This window comes from Streptomyces sp. NBC_00104 (genome assembly GCF_045160825.1).
GTDB lineage: Bacteria > Actinomycetota > Actinomycetes > Streptomycetales > Streptomycetaceae > Streptomyces.
Window position 1 is genome coordinate 1,417,807 of record NZ_CP108215.1, and the last position, 25,795, is coordinate 1,443,601.

The following is a 25,795-nucleotide window of genomic DNA, read 5'->3' on the forward strand; positions in this document are numbered from 1 at the left end:
CATGCAGATAGGAATCGTCGGACTCGGACGCATGGGCGGCAACATGGCTGCCCGCTGGCGGGACCGCGGCCACGAGGTGCTCGGCTACAGCCGCACCTCCCCCGACCGCGACGCCGACTCCCTGGAGGAACTCGTCGCGAAGCTCGCCGGACCCCGCGTGGTGTGGCTGATGCTCCCCTCGGGCGACCCGACCCGCCAGGCCCTGCGGCAGCTCGCGGAACTGCTGTCCCCCGGCGACGTGATCGTCGAGGGCGGCAACTCCCGCTTCAGCGACGACACCGAGCACGCCCGGATGCTCGCCGAGCACGGTATCGGCTACGTCGACTGCGGGGTCAGCGGCGGCGTCTGGGGCCGGGAGAACGGCTACGCCGTGATGTGTGGCGGCCGGGACGAGCACGTCGAGCGCGTCTGGCCGCTGCTGGAGGCGCTCGCCCCCGACCGGGACGGGCTGTGCCACGCGGGCCCGGTCGGCGCCGGGCACTACGCCAAGATGGTCCACAACGGCATCGAGTACGGCATGATGCAGGCGCTCGCCGAGGGCTACGAGCTGCTGGAGGCCAGCGAGTACGTGCCCGACGTGCCCAAGGTGCTCGCCTCCTGGCGGCACGGCACGGTCGTCCGCTCCTGGCTGCTCGACCTCCTGGTGCGGGCCCTGGACGAGGACCCGGGCCTGGCCACCCTCTCCGGCCGCGTCGACGACTCGGGAGAGGGCCGCTGGACGGTCGAGGAGGCGGTACGCCTTTCCGTGTCCGCCCCCGCCATGACCGCCGCCCTCTTCGCCCGCTTCGCCTCCCGCAAGCCGGACGCGGACCAGCTCAAGGCCCTCGCGGCGATGCGTCGGCAGTTCGGCGGCCACGCGGTGCACGCCACCGCCGGGGGCGGGGCGACGCAGAGCTGACCGCCCCTGCCGTGTCCCGCCGGGGACCCGCACCAGGTCGGGGAACCGCCGAAGGCCGTACGGCAGCCGTACGCACTGCAGGTGGTCGACGTCCCCGGACGACGGCCCCCCGAAGAGCGAGTGCCAAGCACCACGCGCTCACACCGGGGCCCTCGAGTCGCCCCCCGGTCCGTGGTCCGCGCCCCGCCACGCCCCGGATACCCCACGAGTTCGCCGGGGGAGGCGAGGACACCGTCCGGTCCCGAGGCGGATGCCCCGGGGGCGGGCGACCAGGAGCCGTAGCGGCGGACTGCCAGGGGCGGACACGCCGGCGTGATGAGTGAAGGACACCATGCACACCCAGGACGGCGACAACCCGACGGGCGTCGCCCGTTCGGCGCTCACCCGCCGACGCCGATGTCCGTGCCCATGAGCACCGGCACCGGCGGGCCGTCGTCGGGACAGCACAGTACGGAGAGGCACCGGTGAGTGGCGGGGACGGCCCGAAGGGCTCGGTAGCGGGCCGGGCACTGGCTCTGCTGGTCGCCGGGGCCTTCTTCATGGAGAACCTGGACGGCACGATCATCTCGACGGCCGCCCCCGACATGGCCGCGTCCTTCGGGGTGCGACCGGCCGACATCGGCGTCGCCATGACGGCGTATTTCGTCGCGCTGGCGGTGTTCATCCCGGTGAGCGGCTGGGCCGCCGACCGCTACGGCGCCCGCCGGGTCTTCGTCTGGGCGATCGCCGTGTTCACTCTCGCCTCGGCGCTCTGCGCGGCGGCGGGCGGGCTTCCCGAGCTGGTGGTGATGCGCGTCGCGCAGGGCATCGGCGGGGCGATGATGGTGCCCGTCGGCAGGCTGGCGGTGCTGCGCTCCACCCGGAAGCCGGATCTGCTGCGGGCGATCGCCTGGCTGACCTGGCCCGGACTGCTGGCCCCGGTCCTCGCACCGGCGCTGGGCGGGCTGTTCACGACGTACGCCTCCTGGCACTGGATCTTCCTGGTGAACGTGCCGCTGGGCGTGCTGGCGCTGCCGCTCGCCCTGCGGCTCGTCCCCGATCTCCGGCGGCCGGAGCGCACCCGTCTCGACTGGGTGGGCTTCGCGGCCGGCGGTGCCGGGCTCGCGGCCTTGGCGCTGGCGCTGGAGCGGTTCGGGGATGCGCCCGCCGCCTGGGGCGCGGGCGCGTCCTGGTTCACCGCGGGAGTCGCCCTGTGTTTGATGACGGTGCGTCACTTCCAGCTCAGCCGAAGCCCGTTGCTCGACCTCGGAGCACTGAAGGTGGACACCTTCCGGGTGTCGAACGCGGGTGGCGCCCTGTTCCGCGCGTCGATCACCGCCGTGCCGTTCCTGCTGCCCCTGATGTTCCAGGGGGCCTTCGGCTGGAGCGCGGCCACCGCCGGGCTGGTGCTCATCGCGGTGTTCGCGGGCAACGTCGCCGTCAAACCGCTCACCACCCCGCTGCTGCGCCGCTTCGGCTTCCGTACGGTGCTGCTGGTGAACGGTGTCGCGACGGCGGTGACCTTCGTGCTGTGCGGGCTGCTCGGCCCGCACACGCCGATGGCCGTCGTGGTGTCCGTGCTGTTCATGAGCGGTGTGTGCCGGTCCGTCTCGCTCAGCGCGTACGCGACGATCGGCTTCGCCGACATCGAGGCGGACCGTACCAGCGGCGCCAACACGCTCTCCAGCACGGTGCAGCAGCTCGCCGCCGGCCTCGGGGTCGCCTTCGGCGCCCTGGCGCTGCACGCGGCGGGCCCGATCGCGCCCCTGCTGGGTCTGGCCGGTCCCGCCGCCCCCTACCGGGTGGCGTTCGCGCTGCTGGCCCTGCTTCCCCTGGTCACGGTCGCGGAGGCGGCGCGACTGCGGCGGGACGCCGGCGCGGTGGTCATCGGTGCGGCCTCTGCACCTCGCGCAGGAGCTGGTACAGCTGTTCGCTGAGTCCGCGGGTCTCCGCCAGCCGTCGCGCCGCCGTCGGATCGGGGGTCACGGTGCGGTGGGCGCGGGCACCGGGCACCGGAGAGGTCAGCGAGGGCAGGGCTCCGAGCGCGTGCCGGGCGAGCAGTGCCGCGCCGAAGCCCGAGCCCGCGGTGTCGTCGGTGATCTCCAGCTGCATGTCGAGCGCGGCGGCGACGATCTCCGCCCACAGGGGGGAGCGCAGGGCTCCCCCGGTGGCCCGTACCGAGGTGATCGGCGCGTCGGCGGCGAGCAAGGAGTCGCGTACCAGGGCGAGTTGCTGCCCGACACCCTCGATCATGGCCCGGGTCATGTGGGCTCTGCCGTGTCCGCGGCGCAGCCCGATCAGGGCGCCGCGCGCGTCCGGGTCCCACCAGGGTGCGCGTTCCCCGAGCAGATGCGGCAGGGCGATCAGGCCCTCTGCGCCCGGCTCCACCTGGCCCGCCTCCTTCAGCAGATCGCCCACGTCGACGCCGCCGAAGGACTCGGCGGCCCACTGGGCGACGACCCCGGCGTTGCTGACCGCCCCGCCGAGTACCCACAGCCCGTCCGCGAGGTGGTAGCAGAACACCCGGCAGCGTTCGTCCACGCCGGGCCGGTCGCGTACGACACGGAGGGCGCCGCTGGTGCCGAGGGACAGCGCGGCCGTGGCCGGAGCGGTGGCCCCGACGGCGAGATTGGCCAGCGGGCCGTCCCCGGCCCCCGCGACCACGGGCAGCCCGGCGGGCAGGCCCAGCGCGGCGGCGACGTCGGGGAGCAGTGTGAACGCGGCGGTCGTCGGCACGAGTTCGGGCAGCCGGTCGGCGCTCACCCCGGCGATGTCCAGGGCGGGGCCGTGCCATCGGGTGGTGCGCATGTCCAGCAGGCCGGTGGCGGAGGCGCAGGACCGGTCGGTGACCAGCCGACCGGTGAACCGGGAGAGGACGTAGTCCTTCAGGCCGCACCACGTGGCCGTGCGCCGTACGAGGTCGGGCTCGTGTGCCGTGAACCAGGCGAGTTTGGTGAGCGGGGCCATGGAGTGCACGGGGGTTCCGGTCGCCCGGTGCAGCGCGTCGGCGCTTCCGGTCGCGCGCAGCCGTCGGGCGACGTCGGCGGCCCGGGTGTCGGCCCAGCTCAGCGCCGGGGTCAGCGGTTCGCCGGAGGAGTCCAGGGCGAGCAGGGTGTGCAGCGCGGCGCTGAAGGACAGGGCGACGACCGGGAGACCGCGCCCGGCGCAGATCCCGGCGCTCTCCCGGACCGCTTCGATCGCTCCGGCCAGCACCGTCTCCGGGTCGTGGACGGCTTCCCCGTGCCGTCCGGTGCGCAGGGGTGCGGGTCGCTCGACGGTCGAGACCACACGGTAGGCACCGTCCACCGCGACCACTTTGGTCGCGGTGGTACCCAGGTCGATCCCGAGCACCACCTGGGTCTCGTCCTTCATCACTGTCTCCTTCTCCGTTTCCGTGGCGGGTCTCGACTCGGTGTGCTGTTCCGTGGGGTGGCGTGGATGCCGGCCCCGCGCCCGCGGGCAGGGGGCAGGGCGCGGGGCCGGCTGTCTCAGGGCCCGCCGTCCGGGGGCCGGGCTCAGGGCCCGCCGTCCGAGGGCAGGGGCCGGGCCGCCGAGGGGCGGCCGGATCGCTCAGCGGGCGTCGGCGAGATCGGTGAGATCCCGGCCCCGGGTCTCCGGAGTGACGAAGGTGGTGACGAAGGTGATCAGCGAGAGGACGACGACGTAGGCCGCCAGCGGCCACCAGGCGTCGTCGAAAGCCAGCAGCAGCGTCGCGCCGAGCAACGGGGCGATACCGCCGGCGATGATCGCGCTGAACTCTCGACCGATCGCGACGCCGGTGTAGCGGTGTCTCGCCCCGAACAGTTCGGCGAGCAGCGCGCACTGGGACCCCAGCATGCCGTTGACGCCGACTCCGATGCCGAGGGTGATGACCACGCAGATCAGCACGGTGTTCCCGGAGCTCATCAGCGCGAAGGCGGGGACGGCGAAGACCGCCTGGAACAGTGCGGCCATCCGGTAGAGCGGAACCCGGCCGATCCGGTCGGAGAGCATGCCGAACAGCGGGATGGTGACGATACCGGCGAGCGAGGCGCAGGCCACGGCGAGCGGGCCGACCGAGTTGGAGACGCCGATCACGGTGGTCACGTAGCTGATGCTGAACGTGGAATAGAGATACGAGGTGCCGTTCTCGGCCATCCGCAGGCCGAAGGTGATGAACAGATTGCGGCGGCTGTTGACCATGAGGTCGCGCAGCGGTCGCCGGCTGATCTCGCCGCTCTCCTCCAGTCGCTCGAAGGCTGGGCTCTCCTCCAGCTTCAGCCGGATGTACACCGCGACCAGGATCAGTACGGCACTCAGCAGGAACGGCACCCGCCACACCCAGCCGAACAGCACGTCCTCGTCGAGCTGGGCCAGCGGGATGAACAGGGCGGTGGCGAGCAGCATGCCGACCTGGATGCCGACGAAGGGCAGTGCCGCGTAGTAGCCGCGTCGGGCCGGCGGGGCGTACTCGGCCATCAGCGTCGAGGCCCCGGCCTGTTCCGCTCCGGCTCCGAAGCCCTGGAGCAGACGCAGGAACATCAACAGGACGGGGCTCCACACCCCGGCCGTGTGGTAGGTGGGCAGCAGCCCGATGGCGAAGGACGAGCCGCCCATCAGCGCGACGGTCACCACCAGCACGGCCTTGCGACCGTGCCGGTCTCCGAGCGAGCCGAAGAAGAGCCCGCCGAGCGGGCGGGCGAAGAAGCCGACCGCGTAGGTGGCGAAGATGGCGACGAGCCCGACCGCCGGGCCGAGTCCGGGGAAGAAGAGGTGCTTGAACACCAGGGCCGAGGCGGTGCCGTAGATGGCGAAGTCGTAGTACTCGAGGGCACTGCCCACCGAACTGGTGACGAGCGCACGGCGCAGACGGGGGTTCTTCCGGTCGCTCGCCCCGTCGGCAGGCCGGGATGTCGTCGTTCGCACCTGCATGGGATGCCGCCCTTCCGTCTCCACGGTGCGCGGTGACGCGCCGTACATCTGTAGACGCCCAGGACCGTAACAGCATGCGGGACTCAAGCCAATATGCTGAACAGGCAAGGATGCACGGCGACGAACAGTTGCACTTCCCCATCACCTGCGGCCAGTATGTTGTTCGACGAACAGCATTTGGTTCAGGAGGTTGGTTTGAGTGTCAGGACATCCAGAGGTGGGCCTCGCCGGGCTCGGGGTCATGGGGTCGGCCATCGCCCGCAGACTGCTGCGGCGTGAACGCATCGTGCGGGTCTACGACGTCCGGCAGGACGCGGTGGCGGATCTCGCCAGGGACGGCGCCGTCCCGGCGGACTCGGCGGCACAGCTTGCCTCGTCCTCCGTGGTGATCCTCTCCCTCAACACCGCCGACATCGTCGAGCAGGTGGTCTTCGGCCCCGAAGGGGTCCTCACCGCCACACCCGAGGGCGTCCTGGTCATCGACATGTCCAGCATCGATCCCGGGCGCACCCGCGACTTCGCCGAACGTGCGGCGAAGCTCGGCGCCGGCTGGGTCGACGCCCCTCTGTCGGGCGGCGCGCCGGGCGCGGAGCGCGGCGAGTTGACGCTGATGCTCGGCGGCGAGGACGACCAGGTGGAGCGGGCGCTGCCCGTGCTCGGGGCGCTCTCCTCCCAGCTCACCCACCTCGGCCCGGCCGGCTCGGGGCAGCTGGTCAAGTCCGTCAACCAGGTGCTGGTCGGCTGCGGTCTCGCCGCCCTCGCCGAGGCCGCCGCCCTGGTGCGGGCGGCCGGTCTGCCGCCACGGCAGGTACAGGCGGCGCTCACCGGGGGCAGGGCCGACTCGGCGCTGCTCCAGGAGTTCTTCGTCAAGTTCGCCGAGATCGATCTCGCCCCCACCGGACGGGTCAGCAACATGGTCAAGGACCTGGAGGCGGCCCGCGACTACGCACGCTCGGAAGGAGTGCCGCTGCCGGTCACCACCGCCGTCTCCGAGCTCCACCGCTGGCTGGCCGCGGCGGGCCACGGCGACGCCGACAACGCCGCACTCATGCACTACTACGGAACCGGAACCGGAATGGGAATGGGAATGGGAATGGGAACCGGAAACGGTCCGGCGGGAGACGGGTCATGACGGTTTCAGCCAAGGGCCCTTCGCTGTTCGACCTCTCCGGCCGACTGGCCCTGGTCACCGGATCCAGCAAGGGCATCGGATTCGCCCTGGCTGCGGGACTGGCCGAGGCGGGCGCCGAACTCGTCCTCAACGGCCGCGATCCCGAGGCCCTGGAACGCGCCCGCGCCGAACTCGCCGAACGCACCGGGACCAAGGTGCACGCCGTGCCCTTCGACGTCACCGACGAGGCGGCCGTACAGGCGGCGGTCCAGGAAATCGAGAACGGGGTCGGCCCGCTGGACATCCTGGTCAACAACACGGGCGTACAGCACCGCGAACCGCTCCTCCAGGTCTCGGCCGACAACTTCGAACGGGTCCTGCACACCAACCTCACCAGCGCCTTCCTGGTCGGCCGCGCGGTGGCCGCGGGCATGGTCGGGCGCGGCCACGGAAAGATCGTCAACATCTGTTCCGTCCAGACCTGGCTCGCCCGTCCCGGCATCGCCGCCTACGCGGCCTCCAAGGGCGGCCTCGCCATGCTGACCCGGGGCATGTGCGCGGAGTGGGCCGGGTCGGGGCTGACGGTCAACGGCCTGGCGCCCGGCTATGTGGTCACCGAACTGACCCGCCCCCTCGTCGACGACCCCGCCTTCGACTCCTGGATCCGGGGCCGTACCCCGGCCGGGCGCTGGGCCTCGGTCGAGGATCTCGTCGGCACGCTGGTGTGGCTCGCCGCCCCCGCGTCGGACTTCGTCAACGGTCAGGTGATCGCCGTCGACGGCGGCCTGACCGCGGTCATCTGAGAAGGACCGAGGACATGAACCCAGCAAACTCGTCGAGCTCGAACCCACCGAGCACGAACCCACCGAGCAATAACCCATCAAACTTTCCCTCATCTTCCTCATCTTCCTCACCGACGATGCGAGCGGTCGTGGCCCACGGGGCGGGCGACCTGCGCGTGGAGGAGCGGCCGGTGCCGGTGCCCGGCCCCGGCGAGGTGGCGGTCGACGTCCGCTACGGCGGGATCTGCGGCTCCGACCTGCACTACTGGCGGCACGGCGCGGTCGGCGAGTTCCGGCTGCGCGAACCACTCGTCCTCGGTCACGAGATCGTCGGCCTGGTACGCGCGGCGGGCCCCGGCACGCAGGCACCGCCGCCCGGAACCCCGGTGGCCGTGCATCCCCTGGCCTCCTGCGGCACGTGCCGACAGTGCGCGGCGGGACGGCGCAACACCTGCCTGGACACCGGTTATCTGGGCAGCGCCGCCCGCAACCCCCACGTCCAGGGCGGCTTCGCCGATGTCCTGGTGGTGCCCGCGGAACGGGTCCTGCCCCTGCCCGTGGGCCTCGACCTGCGGCTCGCCGCGGTCGCCGAGCCCGCGGCGGTCGCCTGGCACGCGGTACGACAGGCCGGCGACGTACGGGGCAAGCGGGTCCTGGTGACCGGTGCCGGACCGATCGGCTGCCTGGTGGTCGCGGCCCTGCGCGCCGCCGGAACCGGTGAGATCACCGTGACCGATGTCCACGAGGCGCCGCTGGCCGTCGCCAAGCAGGTGGGCGCCGACTCGACCGTACGGATCGGCGGCCCCGCGAGTACCGGGGACGGTTTGGAGGGACTGGCGGCGGACATCGCCATCGAGTCCTCGGGCAACCCCGCCGGGCTGCGCACCTGCGTGTACGGAGTGGACCGCGGCGGCCTGGTGGTGGGCCTCGGCCTGCTCCCGCCCGGGGACACCCCGGTCGCCGCGAACGCGGTGATCACGAGGGAGCTACGGCTGGTCGGCTCCTTCCGCTTCGACACCGAGCTCGGCGAGGTACTCCGGGCGCTGGCCGACGGCCGCCTCCCGGTGGACCCGGTGGTGACCTCCGTACTCCCCGTGGCGCACACCGGCGAAGCCTTCGAACTGGCAGCCGACCCGGCGCGGTCCTGCAAGGTGCTCCTCGACTTCTCGGATGCGACGAAGCCCTGACGCGGTCCGACTACGCCCTGACCCGGTCCGACTACGCCCGCACGCGGACCGGCCACGCACCGGACCGCCTGTCGCGGCGGCGGTCGTGTCCGCCCGCCGGGCCCGAGCGGCTCCTTCCCTGGCCAGTTCACCCGCACGGTCCCGGCGAGGTGCCCCATCCACTCCGGCCCACCCAGGGCTACCCCTCACCCGCCAACATCCGCTCCGACCATGGGAGTTCAGCATGTCGGGCACACCCGTACCCCGTCCCCGCGTCGCGGTGAGCCGCACCGGCCTGCCAGGCCCCGCCGTCGGACGGCTCGCCTCGCGATACGACGTCACCGCCTGGGAAGGAACGGCGCCCCCCGGCTCCGCCGAACTGGGCACGCTGGTCCGCGGCTGCGAGGGGCTGCTCGTCCTCGGCAGCGACCGGGTGGACGCCGCACTGCTGGACGCGGCCGGCCCCGGCCTCCGCGTCGTGGCGCTCGCGTCGATGGGCTACGACGGCGTGGACGTCGACGCCGCCGCCGCGCGCGGCGTGGTGGTCACGCACACCCCCGACGTGCTCGCCGACACCACCGCCGACGTGGCGATGGCGCTGATCCTGATGGCGCGGCGGCGCCTCGGCGCCAGCATGGCCGCGTTGCGGCGCGGCGAGTGGGGCGCCTTCAGCATGGACGCTTTCCTGGGGCTCGACGTACAGGGCGCGACGCTCGGGCTGATCGGCTACGGGCAGATCGCCAAGGCCCTCGCACGGCGGGCGGCCGGATTCGGCATGCGGGTCCAACACCACCATCCGCGCCGCAAGGAGGACGACGACCTGTCCCGCTGGGTCACCTTCGACGAGCTGCTGCGCACCAGTGACGTGGTGTCCCTGCACACTCCCCTGACGCCCGAGACCGCCGGCATGATCGGCGCACCGGAACTCGCCCTGATGAAACCCACGGCGACGCTCGTCAACACCGGACGGGGCGGAATCGTCGACGAGGAGGCACTGGTCGCCGCGCTGCGCGCCGGGAAGCTGCACTCGGCGGGACTGGACGTGATGGTGGACGAGCCCCGTACGGACCCGGGCGATTCACTCTTCGCCGAGCCTCATCTGGTGGTGCTGCCGCATGTGGGCTCGGCGACGGAGGCCACGCGCGCGGCGATGGTTGAGCTGGCGGCGAGCAATATCGAAGCGGTGCTGGAAGGCGAACCGGCACCGACGCCGCTGCCGGGGACCAGGGCACGGCCGGCGGTGGCCCGGACGAACGGTCGGGCTGACGTGGCGAAGTGATAACCCCAGGCCAATCGGCACACGCCTTCCGTTTCGACTCCGAGGTCGACGACCCGATCGGCCTGCCGGCCCGGGGCCGCCCGTCAACGCGATCGTGACGCGCACCCTGAGGTAGCGCCGCATCCCTCCTTCTACGGGCCAAGCGGGGCTTTCCAGGCCCGGAACGGGCGTCCACGGAACCCCGGCTCGAAATCCGGCGGACGTCAACGCGCCGACGCGCCGACGCGACGGCTGAGAGCACCGGCGCCTCCTGTTCGAAGCGATGAGAACGGGCAACGCTGGTGGTGTGGGATGCGCACGCACGTCGCGACCCGTGCCCTCGCCGGGCTCTCCGGACCGCGGTGCGCCGCATCCAACGCGACGTGCCGCCCTGGTCGCCCTTTCCGAGCGTGCTGCCGCCGCGATTGACCCAGGTACGGCGGGACCGACCTGAGGTCAGCTGGTCGTGTCCGGTTCCGGCGTGGTGAGGTCGGCGGGACTGGCACGGAGCATGGCCTTGTGGAGGTCGTCGTGCGGGGGCGAGGGAGGCAGGGGCCCGCGGGCCGGGGCCTCCAAGGACTGGACGAACAGGGCGACGACGCGCCGCCAGGCGTCGGGGGCGGCGGCGCCGGTGGCGTTGACGACGCCGGCGTTGGCCATGTGGAGCAGCACGATGTCCGAGGAGTCGAAGTCCTCACGCAGCCGGCCCGCGGCCTTGGCACGCTCAATGAGCCGCAGCATGCCCTCGAGTGCCTCGTTGCGGCGCCCCTCCATGTCCTTGGCCGTGGGGAAGGACGTGGTCAGCACGTCGGCGAAGCCGTAGTCGGCGGCCTGCATCGCGCAGGCGGTCTCGAGGTAGCCGACGAAACCGTGCCAGGGATCGGGGTCGTCGAGGGCGGTGGCGACCGCGTCGGCGTAGGCGTCCATCCGGTCGGCGAAGACGGCGGCGACCAGCTCTTCCTTGGTGGGGAAGCGCCGGAACATGGTGGCGATCCCGACACCTGCCTCGCGGGCCACGGATGCCATGGAGGCGTTCAGGCCGTCTCGGGCGAAGACCCCGCGTGCGGCGGCGATGATCCGCCCCCGGTTGCGCTCGGCGTCGCTGCGCAGCGGCTGGGCGGCGGTGTCGTCGGGGTGCTGGGGGCCAGGGGTCATGTCTGCCAGTCTAGCAATCGGATTGACCTATCCATTTTTGGTGCTAGCCTGGCGTCGACGAGCCGGAAAGGTCTATCCGGTTCTTGAATCGGATAGACCTTTCCAATTACTGTCGCTTCCCCGCTCCCTACCGAGACTTACGAAAGGATCGCTGTGACCAGCATCGCCATCATCGGGGCCGGCCCTCAAATGGGCATGGCCATCGCCCGCACCTTCGGCTCACAGGGCTTCGACGTCGCCCTGATCTCCCGCAACCGCGAGAAGCTCGACGGCCTCGTCGACACACTCACCGCCGAGGGCATCACCGCCGCCGCGTTCCCCGCCGACGTGCTCGACCACGACGCGCTCACCCAGGCGCTCAAGGACGCCGCGGCCCGGTTCGGCGGGATCGACGTCCTGGAGTACTCCCCGCTCGCCGTGGAATCCACCATGCTGGTCACTCCGGCCGAGAGCGACCCCTCCCACATCCAGCACGAGATCGAGTTCCAGCTGTACGGGGCCATGGCGGCCACCAAGGCGGTCCTGCCCGCGATGCGCGAGGCCGGCACGGGCACCCTGCTCTACACCACCGGCGCCGGCTCACTCGACCCGCTGCCGATGGTCGGCAACGTCAACGCCGCCGCCGCGGCGCTGCGCAACTGGGTGGTCAACCTGCACAAGGAACTGGAGGGCACCGGCATCCAGGCCGCCCACGTCGCCATCGACGTCGCGCTCGGCGGCGCCTCGATCGACCCCAACCTGAAGGCGGCCACGCCCGAGGCCATCTCCTCCGTCTACTGGGACCTGCACACCACCAAGCGCGACCAGGGCGAGATCGTCTACAGGGGCTGAGGCCGCGTCGGCTCCCGCGCCGACCCTTGGTCGCGACGCGGTGCGGCATGCCGTTCCGCGTCGTGACCAAGGGGAAGGCTGCCGCTCCGGTCACGTGCCGATCGTCCACCGCACGGGCCCGCACCCCTCACCGGGTTGGTCTGCCACCGAGCGGTACGACGACGACCAGCAAGAATAAAACTTGTGGATACCGAACATCCACATAATCGATTTCCCTGATTGTGGCGGCGGGGTCCAGATTGGTCAGACCGCAATCGGGAGGACCCGTCCGTGAAACCTGAACCCGCGCCCGCACACTTCGCCGGGCCATGCGCCCTCGCCGAACGCGGTGTCTTCGTCACCCCGCCGGTCTGACCCCACCCCGACTCCCGGAGGCGCGGTGGCCCTGTCAACCGCCCTGACTGCCCAGCGACGCGCCCCCGGGCCCCAGCCTGCCAGGAGCCGCACCATGCGTTTCGCCACCTACGAACACCAGCACCGCCACCGCGTGGCCGTCGTGGAGGACGACGGCACACTCCTCCCCCTCCCCGGCGTCACGTCACTCACCGCCCTGTTGTCGGAAGCCGACGGTCTGCCAGGGTTGCTGGCCGCGGGCGCGGCCGCGCTGGACGTACCGCCCGGCCCCCATGTCTCGGAGGTCCGGCTGCTGCCTCCTCTCCAGCCCGCGTCGGTACGGGACTTCGTCACCTTCGAGGAGCACGTGGAAGGCGTACGGCGGTCCGTGCAGAGTGCCGTCGGTGTACCCGAACAGTGGTACGCCGCTCCGACCTTCTACTTCACCAACCCGCACGCCCTGTACGGCCCCCATGACGACATTCCGGTGCCACCCGGCTCCAGGGTCCTGGACTTCGAGCTGGAGGTCGCCGCCGTCATCGGCCGCGAGGGCCGCGACCTCACGCCCGAGCAGGCCCGCGACCACATCATCGGCTACACCGTCTTCAACGACTGGTCCGCCCGCGACCTGCAGTCCGCCGAAATGAAGGTCGGCCTCGGCCCCTGCAAGGGAAAGGACACCGCCACCACCCTCGGCCCCTACCTGGTGACCAGCGACGAACTGGAGCGCTACCGCGACGGCGAAGGCTTCCTGCGGCTGGCGCTCACCGCCGACGTCAACGGCGAGGTCGTCGGCCGGGACCTGCTGTCCAACATGAGCTGGACGTTCGAGGAGATGGTCGCCTACGCCTCGCGCGGTACGCGGGTGATGCCCGGCGATGTCCTGGGCTCCGGCACGTGCGGCAACGGCGGCTGCCTCGCCGAGCTGTGGGGCGTACGCGGCGAGCAGACCCCACCTCCCCTCAAGCCGGGCGACACCGTCACCCTCACGGTGGAAGGCCTCGGCAGCGTGTCCAACACCGTCGTCCCGGGCGCCGATCCGGTGTCTCTTCCCGCCGGCCGACGCCGGTCCCGGGAGCGGCCATGAGCGACCTGTATCGCAAGAGGCTCCTGGGCAAGGTCGTCGTCGTCACCGGCGCGGCACGCGGCCAGGGCGCTGCCGAGGCCCAGGCGCTCACCCGGGAGGGCGCGCGGGTGATCGCCACCGACGTGACGCCGGAGGGCGACTGCCGCCGACTCGACGTCACCAGCGAGCAGGGCTGGGCCGAACTCGCCGCCGAGCTGAAGGAGGCGTACGGGCAGGTGCACGGCCTGGTGAACAATGCCGGCATCACCTGGCGCGCCCGCCTCGGCGACGTACGGGCCGAGGACTTCGACCGGGTCCACGCCGTCAACGTCACCGGCCCGCTCCTCGGCATCCAGTACCTCGCCCCGCTCATGCCGCCCGGCTCCTCGATCGTCAACGTAGGCTCGTCCGCCGCGCTCACCGCTCACTATCCGGTCGCCTACACCGCCAGCAAGTGGGGGCTGCGCGGCCTTTCCAGCGTGGCCGCACTGGAACTCGGGCCACGCGGAATCCGCGTCAACACCGTCCACCCCGGCTACATCGAGACCGAGATGACCGCCTCCGCCGCACCGGCCTTCCGCGAAAGCAACATCCGGGAGACCCCTCTGGGGCGCACCGGAACCGTCGGCGAGGTCGCGCCCCTGGTCGTGTTCCTGCTGTCGGACGAGTCGTCGTTCATCACGGGCGCCGAGATCCCGGTCGACGGCGGCCTGACCGCGCACGGCGGCGTCAAGTCCGTGTCCGACGCCCTGCGCTAACGGGACCAACCGGAGCCGCTTACTCAAGGATTAGGAATTCACACCGTGGACAAAGTCATCGGCAGCGCCACCGAGGCGGTCGCCGACATCCCCGACGGCGCCTCGCTCGCCGTCGGCGGCTTCGGCCTCAGCGGCATACCCGCCGTTCTGATCGGCGCCCTGCATGCCCAGGGCACCGGCGCTCTGCGAGTCGTCTCCAACAACTGCGGGGTCGACGGCCGCGGCCTCGGCGTCCTGCTCGCCGACGGGCGCATCGCCCGGGTCACCGGCTCCTACGTCGGTGAGAACAAGGAGTTCGCCCGGCAGTACCTGTCCGGCGAGCTGGAGGTGGAACTCGTTCCGCAGGGCACGCTCGCCGAACGCCTGCGGGCGGGCGGCGCGGGCATCCCCGCCTTCTACACCCCGGCCGGCGTCGGTACTCAGGTCGCGCAGGGTGGCCTGCCCTGGCGCTACGCCCCCGACGGCTCGGTCGCCGTAGCCTCCCCGCCGAAGGAGACCCGCGACTTCGCGAACCGCCCGTACGTCCTGGAGCACGGCATCACCACCGACTACGCGCTCGTCCGCGCCTGGCGCGGCGACCGGCACGGCAACCTCTGCTTCCGCCGCGCAGCCGCCAACTTCAACCCGCTGGCCGCCATGGCCGGCCGCGTGACCATCGCTGAGGTCGAGGAGCTCGTCGACGTGGGCGAGCTGCGTCCCGACGCGGTGCACCTGCCCGGCGTCTTCGTCCAGCGGGTCGTGGCTCTCACCGCTGAAGAGGCCGCCGACAAGCAGATCGAACACCTCCTGATTTCCGCGTCTTCGACACGAGGGACGGTACGACGCTGATGCCCTGGACCCGCGACCGGATGGCCGCCCGCGCCGCCGCCGAACTCACCGACGGCTCCTACGTCAACCTCGGCATCGGCCTGCCCACCCTGATCCCCGGCCACCTCCCGCCCGGCGTGCACGTCGTCCTCCACTCCGAGAACGGCATCCTGGGCACCGGCCCCTACCCCACCGAGGACGAGGTCGACCCCGACCTGATCAACGCGGGCAAGGAGACCGTCACCGTGCTGCCCGGCGCGAGTTTCTTCGACTCCGCCCTGTCCTTCGGCATGATCCGCGGCGGCCACATCGACACCGCCGTCCTCGGCGCCATGCAGGTCTCCGCGGCCGGCGACCTGGCCAACTGGATGATCCCCGGCAAGATGGTCAAGGGCATGGGCGGCGCGATGGACCTCGTCCACGGCGCCCGCCGCGTCATCGTGCTCATGGACCACACCGCCAAGGACGGCAGTCCGAAGATCCTCACGGAGTGCACCCTGCCGCTCACCGGTGAGCGCTGCGTCCACCGCATCATCACCGACCTCGGTGTCCTCGACGTCACCGCCGACGGCCTCGCGCTGGTCGAGACCGCTCCCGGCGTCAGCGTGGAGACCATCCGAGCCCACACGCACGCCCCTGTACGTCTGGACACCCTCACGGCCGCCTTCTGACCCACCCTTTCCCACCCGCTCCCTGCCGCACAGGTCCGCCGCCTCTCCCTTGGCGAACCGCTCCGGACTCGGAGGGCGATGCCGTAGAGCGTGACTACGCAGGCTCCGCCCAGGCCGATGGTGTGCTGGAGTGCGGTTCGTGCGTTGTCGACCTGGCGGGAGTCGGCCTGGCCGCGCAGCTGCCAGACGAGTTCGGCGCACTGGGCCAGAGCGGTGGCGCCCAGGGGTGCCCTTTGGAGAGCAGGCCGCCGGAGGCGAACCTACGCGGTCACGGCACCGGCTCCTCGCCTGCGACGGGTTCCTCGCCGACGTGCGCGCCGACCCGACCGTTCGCGTCTCACCGGTCCTGCCGGAGCCTGGGCGGAACCCCGGCCGACCGGGTTCCGCCGCCACACCGTCGGCTCCGCGGCCTCGGCCTGCGTCGCGAAGACGTCCGTCCACGCGGACCGTCGCCGCTGTCAGGTGACCAGCCGCAGCACATCCGTCAGGCCGCGCTCACCGGTGCGGTATTCCGCCGGCAGGATGTAGGTGCGCAGGCCGCAGGCGGCCGCACCGCCGTCGCGGACCGGGTTGTCGCCGACCATGAGGGTGGCGCGGGGGTCGACTCCGAGGTCGGCGCAGGCTTTGAGGAAGAGCTGCGGGTCGGGCTTTTCGCGGCCCTGCTCGTAGGAGATGACGCAGGTGTCGATCAAGGCGTCGTGCCCGTGGTGGGCGAGGTGGGTGCGCAGGTCCCAGGCGAAGTCGCTGACGACCGCGATGCGCAGTCCGCGTTCGCGCAGGGCGCGCAGGACCGGCTCGGTATCGGAGTAGGGGACCCAGGCGTCCGGGGCGGTGAGCTCCCGGTACGCCTCCTTCTCCGCGCCGCGCAAGAAGTCCACCTGCTCCCACCAGGCGTGCATGGCCCGGCGGTGCTGCTCGGCGGAGAGGTCCCGGCCTCTCTGCAGGGCGACGACGGAGGGCAGCCGGAAGGCCGCGCGCAATCGGTCGGAGATCTCGGACACCGCACCGGGCTCGTCCAGCACGGCGGACCGGCCCGTGGCGGCACCGACCCGGCGCAGCCATGTCTCCAGGTCGATCATCTGGAAGATGGTGTTGCTGAAGTCGAACAGCACGGCCTGCACCGGCGGCACAGGCGCGGCCATCTCGACGTCACTGGGGCGGTAGGCGCTCGGTGTTTCGAACAGGCTGTGAATCATGAGGAGGGCTCTTCTGGGTCGACCGTCTCGACGGGGACCCCGAGGTCGCGCATGGCCGCGAGTTCCGCCTCGGGGGTGCCGGTGTCGGTGATGACGGTGTGGTAGTCGGCCACGGTGCCGTACGCGTGCGTGGCGGTCTTGCCGAACTTGGAGTGGTCCGCCAGCAGCAGGGCCTGTTCCGCGGAGGCGAGCATGGCCAGCTTCACCTCGACGTAGTCGTTCAGAGGGTGGAAGAGCCTGCCGTCCAGGACGGCGGTGGCGGACATCAGGGCGAGGTCGGCCCGGATCCGGGACAGGGCGCGGGTGACGGTGGGGCCGGTGCAGGAGTTGAAGTCGCCACGGTAGTGGCCGCCCAGCAGAGTGACGCTCACGCCGGGCGCGGACCCGAGGCGTTGCGCGAGGCCGACGGAGTTGGTGACGACATGGATCTGGTCCAGCTCGGCCAGCGCGGGGACCAGCGGGAACAGGGTGGTCGAGTCGTCCATGAGCAGCGTGCTTCCCGGGCCGATCCGGTCGGCGACGGCCGCGCACAGCGCGTGCTTGGCCGCGAGGGCGCTGTTCTCCCGGAAGCGGGTGGCCGTCTCCATGGTGAGGGCGGGGAAGGCGACGGCCCGCCCTCGCTGCTTGCGCAGGAGATGGCGCGCGGCGAGGTCGTCCAGGTCCCGGTGCATCGTCATCAGGCTGACATCGAACTGCCGGGCGAGGTCGTCGATGCGGGTCTCGCCGTGCTCGGCGACGTACGCCAGCACGGCCTGGCGGCGCTCCTCGACGGCGGCCTGTGACAATCGCGTTCGGGCGGTCACAGCACCCCTCCTTCCCGGTCGTTGCGGTCTCGCAGTTTCCCACACGGGCCGGTGCGGGGCCGGGGTCCGTCCGGCTTCCCGGCCTAGGGACCGTCCACCGTGACCAGCACCTTGACCTGCTCGGGGTCGACGGACGCGGCGAACGCCTTGGCGGCGTCCTGGAGCGGGAAGGTGGCGGTGACGATCTCGGCGGTGTCCACGGCGCCCGAGGCGATCAGCGACATCGCGGTGCGGTAGTCGTCGCCGGTGTACATCAGGGTGCCCTCGATACGTATTTCCCGGTCCTGGACCAGGTCGAGGCGGACGGAGGTGGTCCCTGCGGCTCCGACGCCGACGACGATGATCGTGCCGCCCTTGGTGACCAGGTCGGTGGCCTGGGCCATGGACTGCTCGCGCGCCACACAGTCGAAGACGACGTCGATCGGTCCGCCGAGCGCCGCGCGGGCCTGCTCGACCAGGTCCGTGGCGTCGGCGGCCAGGGCCGCGTCGGCGCCGAGGCGGAGGGCACGGTTCCGCTTGCCGTCCAGCAGGTCGGTGACGGCGATCTTCGTGGCGCCCGCGTGCTGGGCGGCGGCGAGTACGAGCAGGCCGATGGGTCCGGCGCCGAGGACGACGACCGTGCGTCCGGTGAGGTCGCCGGCCTTCGCCACGGCGTGCACCGGGGTGGCCAGGGGCTCGACGAGGGCGGCCTCGATGTCGGTCATGCCGTCGGGGACACGGTGGACCCGGTCGGCCGGGATGGTGAACAGCTCGGTCATGGCGCCGGGCGTCTGGCAGCCGAAGACCTTCAGCTCCTGGCAGATGTTGTAGCGGCCGGAGCGGCACTGGGGGCACCGGCCGCAGTACAGGTTGGGCTCGATGATCACCCGGTCGCCGGGCGCGAAGTCCTCGGCCCCCTTCCCTGCCACCGCGACGACGCCGACCGCCTCGTGCCCGGGGCGGTAGGGCAGGTCGATGAAGGGGTGATGGCCGGCCGCCGCATGGGTGTCGGAGCCGCAGATGCCGACGACCGTGGTGCGTACGAGGAGTTCGTCGTCCTCGGGCACGGGCACGGGTACCTGCTCGATCATGATGTCGTCGAGGGAGCGGACGAGAACGCGGCGAATCTGCTCGGTCATGGTGGGGGTCCGTTCGGTTCGGGTGTTCACGCGGAGGTGAGACGAGGCCGGGCTGGATCTGGATCTTGCGGCCGATGCCCGCCCGGAAGCGGGCGATCGCGTCCGGGAAAGCGGCCAGGGAGAGGAGAGGCGGTCACTGATGAAGACGTCCGGGTCGATGACACCGGCGGCGAAGAGGCCGCGGCACGTTCGAAGCTGTGCAGGACGGCCATGGAGCCGGTGATCGTGATCTCCTGGTGGCAGATCCGGTACGGCTCGTTGGTGGCCCGTGCGGCGTAGTCGGCGCCCCCGAACTGCGGGTACGTACCGCCCTTGCCGACTCTGCCGAGGGCGTCCTGGATGGCCTGGGCGTTGCCGGTGGCGTCGACGACCAGGTCACGGCCGTAGGGCGGCCGGTCAAGCTCGTCGGCTGACGTGGCTCGGCCGGATCAGCCCGACTGCCGGGCCGTGGCCAGGCGTCCGGTGTTGGTGTCGACGACGTCGACGCTCGCGGCGCCGGTGGCCTTGGCGAGCTGAAGCATCATCCTCGGCGGCGGCGCCCGGGTGGGTGACTCCGATCGCGGCCCCTCGTTCGCAGCGGTTGTTGTGGCCGGGGCGGCAGTAGTGGCACGCGAAGCAGTACAGCGACGGGTCGACCGCGACCCGCGCGCCGACGGCGAGTTCGGTGACGGTGGAGCCGACCGCGACGACGACCTCGCGCGGGCCGGGGGCCGGGGCGTCGACGCTGGCTGGTGCGACACTGCCGGGCTGAATGATGACGGCTGCCTTCACTTGACGGCTCCCAGCGAGAGGCCGCGGACCAGTTTGTCCTGGGCGGCGAACCCGGCGATGAGGACCGGCAACGACACCAGCGTGGCCGCCGCGCACAGCCGAGCCAGGAACAGACCCTCGTTGGTGATGAAGCCGACGAGGAACACCGGGGCGGTCGATGCCTGGGTCGCGGTGAGGTTGACGGCGAACATGAACTCGTTCCAGCTGAAGATGAAGCAGATCAGCGAGGTGGCGGCGAGTCCGGGCATGGCGACCGGCGCGACGACCCGCAGCAGCACGGTGGGCAGGCCCGCGCCGTCGACCTCGGCGGCCTCCAGGATCTCCTTGGGGACCTCGGCGAGGAACGAGCGCATCATCCACACCGCGATCGGGAGGTTCATGGCGGTGTAGAGGACGATCAGCGTCCACACGTTGTCGAGCATTCCGGCGTCCTTGACGATCAGGTACACGGGAAGCAGGGCCGCGATGGCGGGGAGGAACTTGGTGGACAGGAAGAAGAACATCACGTCGGTCCACTTCTCGACCGGCTTGATGGACAGCGCGTAGGCCGTCGGCACCGCCAGGGCGAGCACCAGCAGCGTCGAGATGACGCTGGCCATGGCCGAGTTGAGGAGGAAGGGGGTGATGTCCCGGCTGAAGAGGAGTTCGTACTGGTCGAGGGTGAGGGCGGCGAGGGGGGTCGGCGGGTTGGTCGCCGCGTCCGCCTCCTGGTGGAAGGAGGTGAGGACCATCCACGCCACCGGAGCGAAGAACGCCAGCGTGGCCAGCCACGCGACGAACGTCCACAGGGGGGAGAGCCGGGGCGCACCACCCTGGTCGTCGCGTCGGCGGCGCAGGAGCTTGGTGAGCCTGCCGGGGGTGGCGACTGCTGTGTGGCTCATCGGGATACCTCCTCGCGGAACAGCGACGCGATGGTGCGCAGCGCGAAGGTCGCGATCACGAACGCGCCGAGCACCACGACGACACCGGCGGCGGCCGCCTCGCCGTACTCGTACTTGCGGAACATGGTCAGGTAGATCTCGTAGGGCAGGTTGGTGGTCTGCGAGCCGGGGCCGCCCTGGGTGATGGTGAAGACCGCGTCGAAGGTCTGCACGACGTAGATCGTGCCGAGCAGGACGCCCAGCTCGAGGTACTGGCGCAGGTGCGGCAGCGTGATGTGGCGGAAGGTCTGCAGCGCGGAGGCGCCGTCCATGCGGGCCGCCTCCAGGACGTCACCGGGCTGCGCCTGCAGGCCCGCCAGGAGGATCAGCATCATGAACGGCGTCCACTGCCACACCAGCGAGATCACGACCGCCGGCATCGGGTACGACGAGATCCAGTCGATGGTGGGGCCGTGGTCGGCGCCGAAGAACCGGTAGACGGTGTTCAGGGTGCCGTTGAGCAGGCCGTAGTCGGGGTTGTAGATGGCGTGCTTCCACAGCAGCGCCGCCGCGACCGGCATGACCAGGAACGGGGCGATGAGCAGGGTGCGCGCCAGCCCTCGGCCCACGAAGCGGCGGTCGAGGAGCATCGCCAGCCCGAGGCCGAGGAGCACGCTGATGAGCACCACCGACGCGGTGAGGACGATGGTGTTGAGTACGGCGGTGCGCAGTCGCTCGTCGGTGAAGACGAACGTGAAGTTGGACAGGCCGACGAAGTGCCTCTCGCCCGGCTTGAGGATGTTCCACCGGAAGGTGGAGATGACGAGCGTGGCCACGAAGGGCAGCTGCGTGACGGCGATGGTGAAGACCAGCGCGGGCAGCAGCGGGACGCGGCGCTTCCATTTGGCTGCCGTGCCCGAGGGCTTGCGGGTACGGACGGGTGGGGGTGCCTGCTTGGGGGGTGCGGTGAGCGTGGTCATGGATGGTTCCTCCGCCGGTGACGGCCGGGGTCGGGGAAGCGGCGCCCGGCCGGCGACGGGCCGGCCGGGCGCTGAAGGTCACTTCTGGTAGGTCTTGGCGACGTCCTCGGCGAGCTTCTGGCCGTCGTCGAGGGCCTTGTCCACGCTGGTCTTGCCGGCGATGGCGGCGGAGATCTCCTGGGTGACCTTGGTGCCGAGGTCCTGGAACTCGGGGATGGCCACGTACTGGATGCCCACGGTCGGCCGGGGCTGGACGCCCGGGTTCGCCGGGTCCGCACCCTCGATGGACTTCAGGGTGATGTCACCGAACGAGGCGGCGGCCTTCTTGTACTGCGGGATCTCGTACGTGCTGGCCCGCTTGCCGGCCGGGACACGCGCCCAGCCGAGGTTCTCGCCGACGAGGTTCTCGTACTTCTTGCTGGAGGCCCACAGCATGAACTGCGAGGCGGCGTCGGCGTTCTTCGTGGTCTTGGGCATGGCCCACGACCAGGCCCACAGCCAGCCGCTGCTGTCCGTCTCGACGGTCGGGGCGTACGCGTAGCCGACGCTGCCGGCGATCTTGCTGGAGGCGGGGTCCTCAAGCGATCCGGCGGCGCTGGTCGCGTCGTACCACATCGCGACCTTCTTCTGGCTCAGCGCGTTCAAGCACTCGGTGAACCCGGCCTGCGGGGCGCCGGACTCGCCGTGCTCGCGGACCAGCTTGACGTAGAACTCGGTGGCCTTCTTGAATCCACCGCTGTTGACCTGGGCCTTCCAGTCCTTGGTGAACCAGGTGCCGCCGAAGGTGTTGACCATGGACGTCAGCGGCGCGCCGAGCTCGCCCCAGCCGGCCAGACCGCGCAGGCAGATGCCCTTCATGCCGGGCTCCGCGCCGTCGACCTCGGCCGCGATGTCGGCGATCTGCTGCCAGGTCGGGTGCTCGGGCACCGTGATGCCCTTCGCCTTCATGACGTCCTTGTTGTACATGAGCATCGAGGACTCGCCGTAGAACGGCAGGGCGTAGAGCTTGCCGTCCGAGCCGGTGAGCGACTGCACCATCGGCTTGAGCAGGTCGGCCTTGTCGAAGCTCGTGTCCTTGTCGGCGTAGGAGCCGAGATCGTGCAGCCAGCCGTTCTTCTCCCAGATGGGCACCTCGTAGGCGCCGATGGTGGCGACGTCGTACTGGCCGGCCTGGGTGGCGATGTCCTGGGTGACTTTGTCGCGCAGCTCGTTCTCGGGAAGGATCGTGAAGTTGACCTTGATCCCGGTGTCCTTGGTGAAGTTGTCCTTGGTGAGCTTCGCGATGTCCTCCATCTGCGGGTTGCCGACCATGAGGACGTTGATGCTCTTGGCCCCGCCCGAGGACCCGCCGGCTCCGGCTCCGGAACAGGCGGTGGCGAGGAGGGCGGTGGCGGCGGCGCCAGCGATGAGGGCGTATCTGTTCGATCGCATGTAGACGGGGGACCTCTCGTGCGGGTTCGTCGGGACCTCGACTGAGGCTCGGCGGGGAGGGCGGAGGGGTGGGGTGGGGTGGGGTGGGGTGGGGTGGGGGTGCGTCACTGGGGAGTCGGGCGCGTTTCGATGGCCGAATTATTAGCAGGAGACCGCGCCGTTGTTAACACATATTGCGAGAAAACTTCTTCGAAGTTATCGTCACGCCGTCTCGCGAGGGCTACTGGGCTCCGCCGAACCGCCCCGACCCCTCCGCCCCTCCGCCCCTGCGGCCGACGGCGCCGCGGCCTACCGGCCGCGCCCGGGCGGCTCATGCCTCAACGCCGTCACCGGTCTCCGCCACCTCGGAGTCCCCACGGCACTGCTCGCACGCATCTCCGACGACCACTTCGGCGGCCTGCTGCGCGCACCACACGGCATTCCGGCACCCGGCTCACCCACATGCCGCAGATGTCCGACCCCACCGCGGCCTCGCCGCCGTACACCTGCGCGAGGGCGGGTCGGCCTGCTGTCGGCCCCGACGTAGGCCTTCGTTGTTACTCGGCGGCTTCGGACGCGTCCAGGCGGGCCCAGACCGGCCCGAGCGCATCCATTGCCTCCTGGTACACCTGGTACGCCTCGTCGAGTACGGCGACCCGGTCGGGGCGGGGTTCGTGGCGTCTGAGCACGGCGGCGTCGGCGCGCGGGTCCGTCACGCCCGCGAGAAGCCCGACGGCGGTGGCGGCGAGCAGGGCCGCTCCCCGGGCGGCGCTCTCCTGCACGTCGGTCACCACGACCGGCCGCCGCAGAGCGTCGGCGAACATCTGGCTCCACACCTCGCTGTGCGCGGCGCCGCCGGTCAGCCGGGCCGTCGCCCCGGTGATCGGCAGCTTGGAGCAGAGTGCGTCGACGTGCCAGCGGTGATTGAGGACGACGCCTTCCATCAGGGCCCGTAGGAGATGCCCACGGCCGTGCCAGCCGCGCAGGCCGAGGAACGTTCCGGAGGTGGGGCGCGGGTGCGGGGAGCCGTAGACGAAGGGGTGGAACAACACCTCGGACGGTCCGGCCAAGTGCGCCTCGACCTCGCGGCCGATCGCCTCGTGGATGCCGTCCCGGTGCTCGGCCGGTGTGCCCGTGACCCGCAGGAACCACTCCAGGTTCGCCACCGACGTGGGCGAGGTGGACATGGTCATCCACTGGCCGGGGCGGACGAAGTGGCGGACCTGCCAGCGCGGATCGACGACGGGGCGCTCGCTGACCACCTGGTTGATGCTGAACGACCCGGCGATCAGGGACAGTTCGCCCGGCGTCGTGCCGCCGACCCCGATCGCGGCGGCGTCGACGTCGTGGGCGCCCGTGATGACGGGCGTGCCGGGGGCGAGCCCGGTGAGCGCGGCAGCCTCGGGAGTGACCGTGCCGCTCACCGCGTCGCAGGCCACCACGGGTGGCAGCTTGTCGGCGAGCGCACCGAGGCCGTACAGGTCGAGGAGCTCCGGTGAATAGCCGCCGCGCCGTATGTCGGTGAAGGAGGCACTGGCGTCCGTGGGATCGGTGGCCACCTCACCCGTCAGCCTCAGGCGCAGCCAGTCCTTGCAGGACAACAGCCAACGGACCTGGTGAAGCACTCTCGGCTCATGGCGGGCGAGCCAGACCAGCAGGGCGGCCGGGGACCCCGGGAAGGGCACCGTGCCCGACAGGTCCAGGGCACGGGACCAGACCGGAGTGCCCCGCCACTCCCCCAGCACCGCTTCGGCTCGCGTGTCCATCGCGACGATCGAGGCCCGCACCGGCCGGCCCCGCTCGTCGACGGCGTACAGCCCGTCACCGTGCCCGGCCAGCCCCACTGCGGCGATGGCGCGCCCCGCGTCCGGGCCCGCCTCGGCGAGACAGGCTGCGATGGCTTGATGCGCCGTCCGCCACACGTCGTCCATGTCCCGCTCGACCCAGTGGGGACGAGGGGTGGTCAGCGGAAGCATGCCGCTGCCCCGCGCCACCGGCCGGCCGAAGGCGTCGAACAGCACGGCCTTGGTCACCGTGTGGCCCGCGTCGAGACCGAGCACCAGTTCACGCGTCACCGTTCACACCCACCCCGGGTCGCGGGCCTTGACCGCGTTGGTGCACCAGCCGGTCGCAACGAGCTCGGCGATCTCCTCGGCGACGAGCCACGTCAACGCGACATCGTGGATGTCGCATCACCGGCGTAGCCGACACCCTGGCATCACCCACCGGGTCCATGATCCCGCCGGACACCGCCACCGTCCTGGCCTCGCACCGCTCCACCACGCAATGCGGTCTCCTCACGTACCGAAGCCACACCACACCCACCACATTCCGATCGTCCCACGCAGGGGGGCGGTGGGCCGGTCCGCCACCGTCGGATGGCCCGCGGAGCGGTGGTGCGACCACCCGATAGGGACTCCCGTTCGACCGGCAGCCCCGAGATCGGTACGCCTACAGCTACTGGAACCCGAGGCGCCCCCTGATCCGCCCGAACTCCGTGGCGGTACGAGTTCTGCCAATTGCCGGTTCGTTCCGGGGTGCTGGGCGTCGGTTGCCGGGTGGTGGCGGCCCAGGACCAGGCGGTCGCGAAAGGCGCGGCGGGCGCGGTCGCGGGCCTTGGGGTCTCCGAGGAGCCGGCAGGCGACATTCGATTCGAGGATCGCGCCGTGCAGCTCGAAAACGAGCCGGTCGGTTCGGAGATGGAGCGGCTGGAGACGGCGCACGTCCGGGAGCGACGAATGCGCCCAGCGGCGCCGCCCATGGTCGCCGTCCGGCGCGTCCGACAGGAGCGGCAGGCAGCGACCGAAGCACAGGTCGAAACGTTTCTTTCAACAGACGAACGCCCGAGCATCGAACAATTCAGCGCAAAAGCAATCACAAGGAGAGGGGCACGGATTCCGAGGAATTCAAATTCCTCATATGAGATGAGCT

General features: G+C 71.2%; 21 protein-coding genes and 2 pseudogenes. 11 read left to right on the plus strand and 12 right to left on the minus strand.

The window, feature by feature from the left end:
* Position 1 precedes the first annotated feature (1 nt).
* Positions 2 to 898, plus strand: a complete 897-nt coding sequence (gnd, locus tag OG272_RS06075; protein WP_327730898.1) for a phosphogluconate dehydrogenase (NAD(+)-dependent, decarboxylating) — start codon at positions 2 to 4, stop codon at positions 896 to 898.
* Positions 899 to 1,362: 464 nt separating this feature from the next.
* On the plus strand, positions 1,363 to 2,814 hold the full coding sequence (locus tag OG272_RS06080) for an MFS transporter (protein WP_327730897.1): 1,452 nt from the start codon (positions 1,363 to 1,365) through the stop codon (positions 2,812 to 2,814).
* Here OG272_RS06080 and OG272_RS06085 read toward each other — a convergent pair.
* Together OG272_RS06085 and OG272_RS06090 are read right to left on the minus strand one after the other, a co-directional pair.
* Positions 2,762 to 4,249: a gluconokinase gene (locus OG272_RS06085; RefSeq protein WP_327730896.1), complete on the minus strand. Its 1,488-nt coding sequence runs from the start codon at positions 4,247 to 4,249 to the stop codon at positions 2,762 to 2,764. The genes OG272_RS06080 and OG272_RS06085 overlap by 53 nt on opposite strands.
* A gap of 198 nt (positions 4,250 to 4,447) precedes the next feature.
* On the minus strand, positions 4,448 to 5,788 hold the full coding sequence (locus OG272_RS06090) for an MFS transporter (protein ID WP_327730895.1): 1,341 nt from the start codon (positions 5,786 to 5,788) through the stop codon (positions 4,448 to 4,450).
* Between the two features lie 199 nt (positions 5,789 to 5,987).
* Between OG272_RS06090 and OG272_RS06095 the strand changes: the two genes are divergently transcribed.
* The 4 genes from OG272_RS06095 (at position 5,988) to OG272_RS06110 (ending at position 10,126) form a co-directional block, all read left to right on the plus strand.
* The gene (locus tag OG272_RS06095; RefSeq protein WP_327730894.1) at positions 5,988 to 6,920 is read left to right on the plus strand and encodes an NAD(P)-dependent oxidoreductase; all 933 of its coding nucleotides are present in this window, start codon (positions 5,988 to 5,990) and stop codon (positions 6,918 to 6,920) included.
* Positions 6,917 to 7,702, plus strand: coding sequence for an SDR family oxidoreductase (locus OG272_RS06100; protein WP_327730893.1), 786 nt, complete (start codon positions 6,917 to 6,919; stop codon positions 7,700 to 7,702). The genes OG272_RS06095 and OG272_RS06100 overlap by 4 nt, the downstream gene beginning before the upstream one ends.
* Positions 7,703 to 7,818: 116 nt before the next feature.
* Positions 7,819 to 8,868: an L-idonate 5-dehydrogenase gene (locus tag OG272_RS06105; protein WP_405892784.1), complete on the plus strand. Its 1,050-nt coding sequence runs from the start codon at positions 7,819 to 7,821 to the stop codon at positions 8,866 to 8,868.
* Positions 8,869 to 9,091: 223 nt separating this feature from the next.
* Positions 9,092 to 10,126, plus strand: coding sequence for a D-glycerate dehydrogenase (locus tag OG272_RS06110; RefSeq protein ID WP_328222522.1), 1,035 nt, complete (start codon positions 9,092 to 9,094; stop codon positions 10,124 to 10,126).
* A 435-nt stretch (positions 10,127 to 10,561) separates the two neighbouring features.
* On the opposite strand, the gene OG272_RS06115 is transcribed toward OG272_RS06110, so the two are convergent.
* Positions 10,562 to 11,260, minus strand: a complete 699-nt coding sequence (locus tag OG272_RS06115; protein ID WP_326584509.1) for a TetR family transcriptional regulator — start codon at positions 11,258 to 11,260, stop codon at positions 10,562 to 10,564.
* A gap of 153 nt (positions 11,261 to 11,413) precedes the next feature.
* Between OG272_RS06115 and OG272_RS06120 the strand changes: the two genes are divergently transcribed.
* The 5 genes from OG272_RS06120 (at position 11,414) to OG272_RS06140 (ending at position 15,726) form a co-directional block, all read left to right on the plus strand.
* Positions 11,414 to 12,091 carry an SDR family NAD(P)-dependent oxidoreductase gene (locus OG272_RS06120; protein ID WP_405892786.1) on the plus strand — a complete coding sequence of 226 codons (678 nt, stop codon included), beginning with the start codon at positions 11,414 to 11,416 and terminating at the stop codon, positions 12,089 to 12,091.
* Positions 12,092 to 12,539: 448 nt separating this feature from the next.
* Entirely contained in the window at positions 12,540 to 13,511 is a 972-nt protein-coding gene (locus tag OG272_RS06125) for a fumarylacetoacetate hydrolase family protein (protein WP_327730888.1), read from the plus strand.
* Entirely contained in the window at positions 13,508 to 14,248 is a 741-nt protein-coding gene (locus tag OG272_RS06130; RefSeq protein WP_328222524.1) for an SDR family oxidoreductase, read from the plus strand. The genes OG272_RS06125 and OG272_RS06130 overlap by 4 nt, the downstream gene beginning before the upstream one ends.
* Positions 14,249 to 14,293: 45 nt before the next feature.
* Complete coding sequence (locus OG272_RS06135; protein ID WP_327730886.1) at positions 14,294 to 15,076, plus strand: CoA transferase subunit A; 783 nt, start codon at positions 14,294 to 14,296, stop codon at positions 15,074 to 15,076.
* On the plus strand, positions 15,076 to 15,726 hold the full coding sequence (locus OG272_RS06140) for a CoA transferase subunit B (RefSeq protein WP_327730885.1): 651 nt from the start codon (positions 15,076 to 15,078) through the stop codon (positions 15,724 to 15,726). Before OG272_RS06135 ends, OG272_RS06140 begins: the two co-directional genes overlap by 1 nt.
* Positions 15,727 to 15,812: 86 nt before the next feature.
* Here the strand turns inward: OG272_RS06140 and OG272_RS06145 are convergent.
* From OG272_RS06145 to OG272_RS06185, 9 genes and pseudogenes are all read right to left on the minus strand, one after another.
* Positions 15,813 to 15,979, minus strand: a pseudogene (locus OG272_RS06145) (thiolase C-terminal domain-containing protein); the annotation flags it as partial.
* Between the two features lie 205 nt (positions 15,980 to 16,184).
* A complete protein-coding gene (locus OG272_RS06150; RefSeq protein WP_328222525.1) occupies positions 16,185 to 16,922 on the minus strand; it encodes an HAD-IA family hydrolase in 738 nt (245 codons plus the stop codon).
* Complete coding sequence (locus OG272_RS06155; protein WP_326585935.1) at positions 16,919 to 17,725, minus strand: DeoR/GlpR family DNA-binding transcription regulator; 807 nt, start codon at positions 17,723 to 17,725, stop codon at positions 16,919 to 16,921. Before OG272_RS06155 ends, OG272_RS06150 begins: the two co-directional genes overlap by 4 nt.
* Positions 17,726 to 17,808: 83 nt before the next feature.
* Positions 17,809 to 18,843 (minus strand): alcohol dehydrogenase catalytic domain-containing protein, encoded by a 1,035-nt coding sequence (locus OG272_RS06160; protein WP_328222526.1) that lies wholly within the window; start codon positions 18,841 to 18,843, stop codon positions 17,809 to 17,811.
* Between the two features lie 49 nt (positions 18,844 to 18,892).
* Positions 18,893 to 19,614 (minus strand): annotated as a pseudogene (locus OG272_RS06165) (zinc-binding dehydrogenase); the annotation flags it as partial.
* Complete coding sequence (locus OG272_RS06170) at positions 19,611 to 20,495, minus strand: carbohydrate ABC transporter permease (RefSeq protein WP_405892790.1); 885 nt, start codon at positions 20,493 to 20,495, stop codon at positions 19,611 to 19,613. The gene OG272_RS06170 and the pseudogene OG272_RS06165, both read right to left, overlap by 4 nt.
* Entirely contained in the window at positions 20,492 to 21,454 is a 963-nt protein-coding gene (locus tag OG272_RS06175; protein ID WP_405892792.1) for a carbohydrate ABC transporter permease, read from the minus strand. Before OG272_RS06175 ends, OG272_RS06170 begins: the two co-directional genes overlap by 4 nt.
* Positions 21,455 to 21,532: 78 nt before the next feature.
* Positions 21,533 to 22,885 (minus strand): ABC transporter substrate-binding protein, encoded by a 1,353-nt coding sequence (locus OG272_RS06180; protein ID WP_405892794.1) that lies wholly within the window; start codon positions 22,883 to 22,885, stop codon positions 21,533 to 21,535.
* A 536-nt stretch (positions 22,886 to 23,421) separates the two neighbouring features.
* Positions 23,422 to 24,939 carry an FGGY-family carbohydrate kinase gene (locus tag OG272_RS06185; RefSeq protein WP_326584498.1) on the minus strand — a complete coding sequence of 506 codons (1,518 nt, stop codon included), beginning with the start codon at positions 24,937 to 24,939 and terminating at the stop codon, positions 23,422 to 23,424.
* Positions 24,940 to 25,795 lie beyond the last annotated feature (856 nt).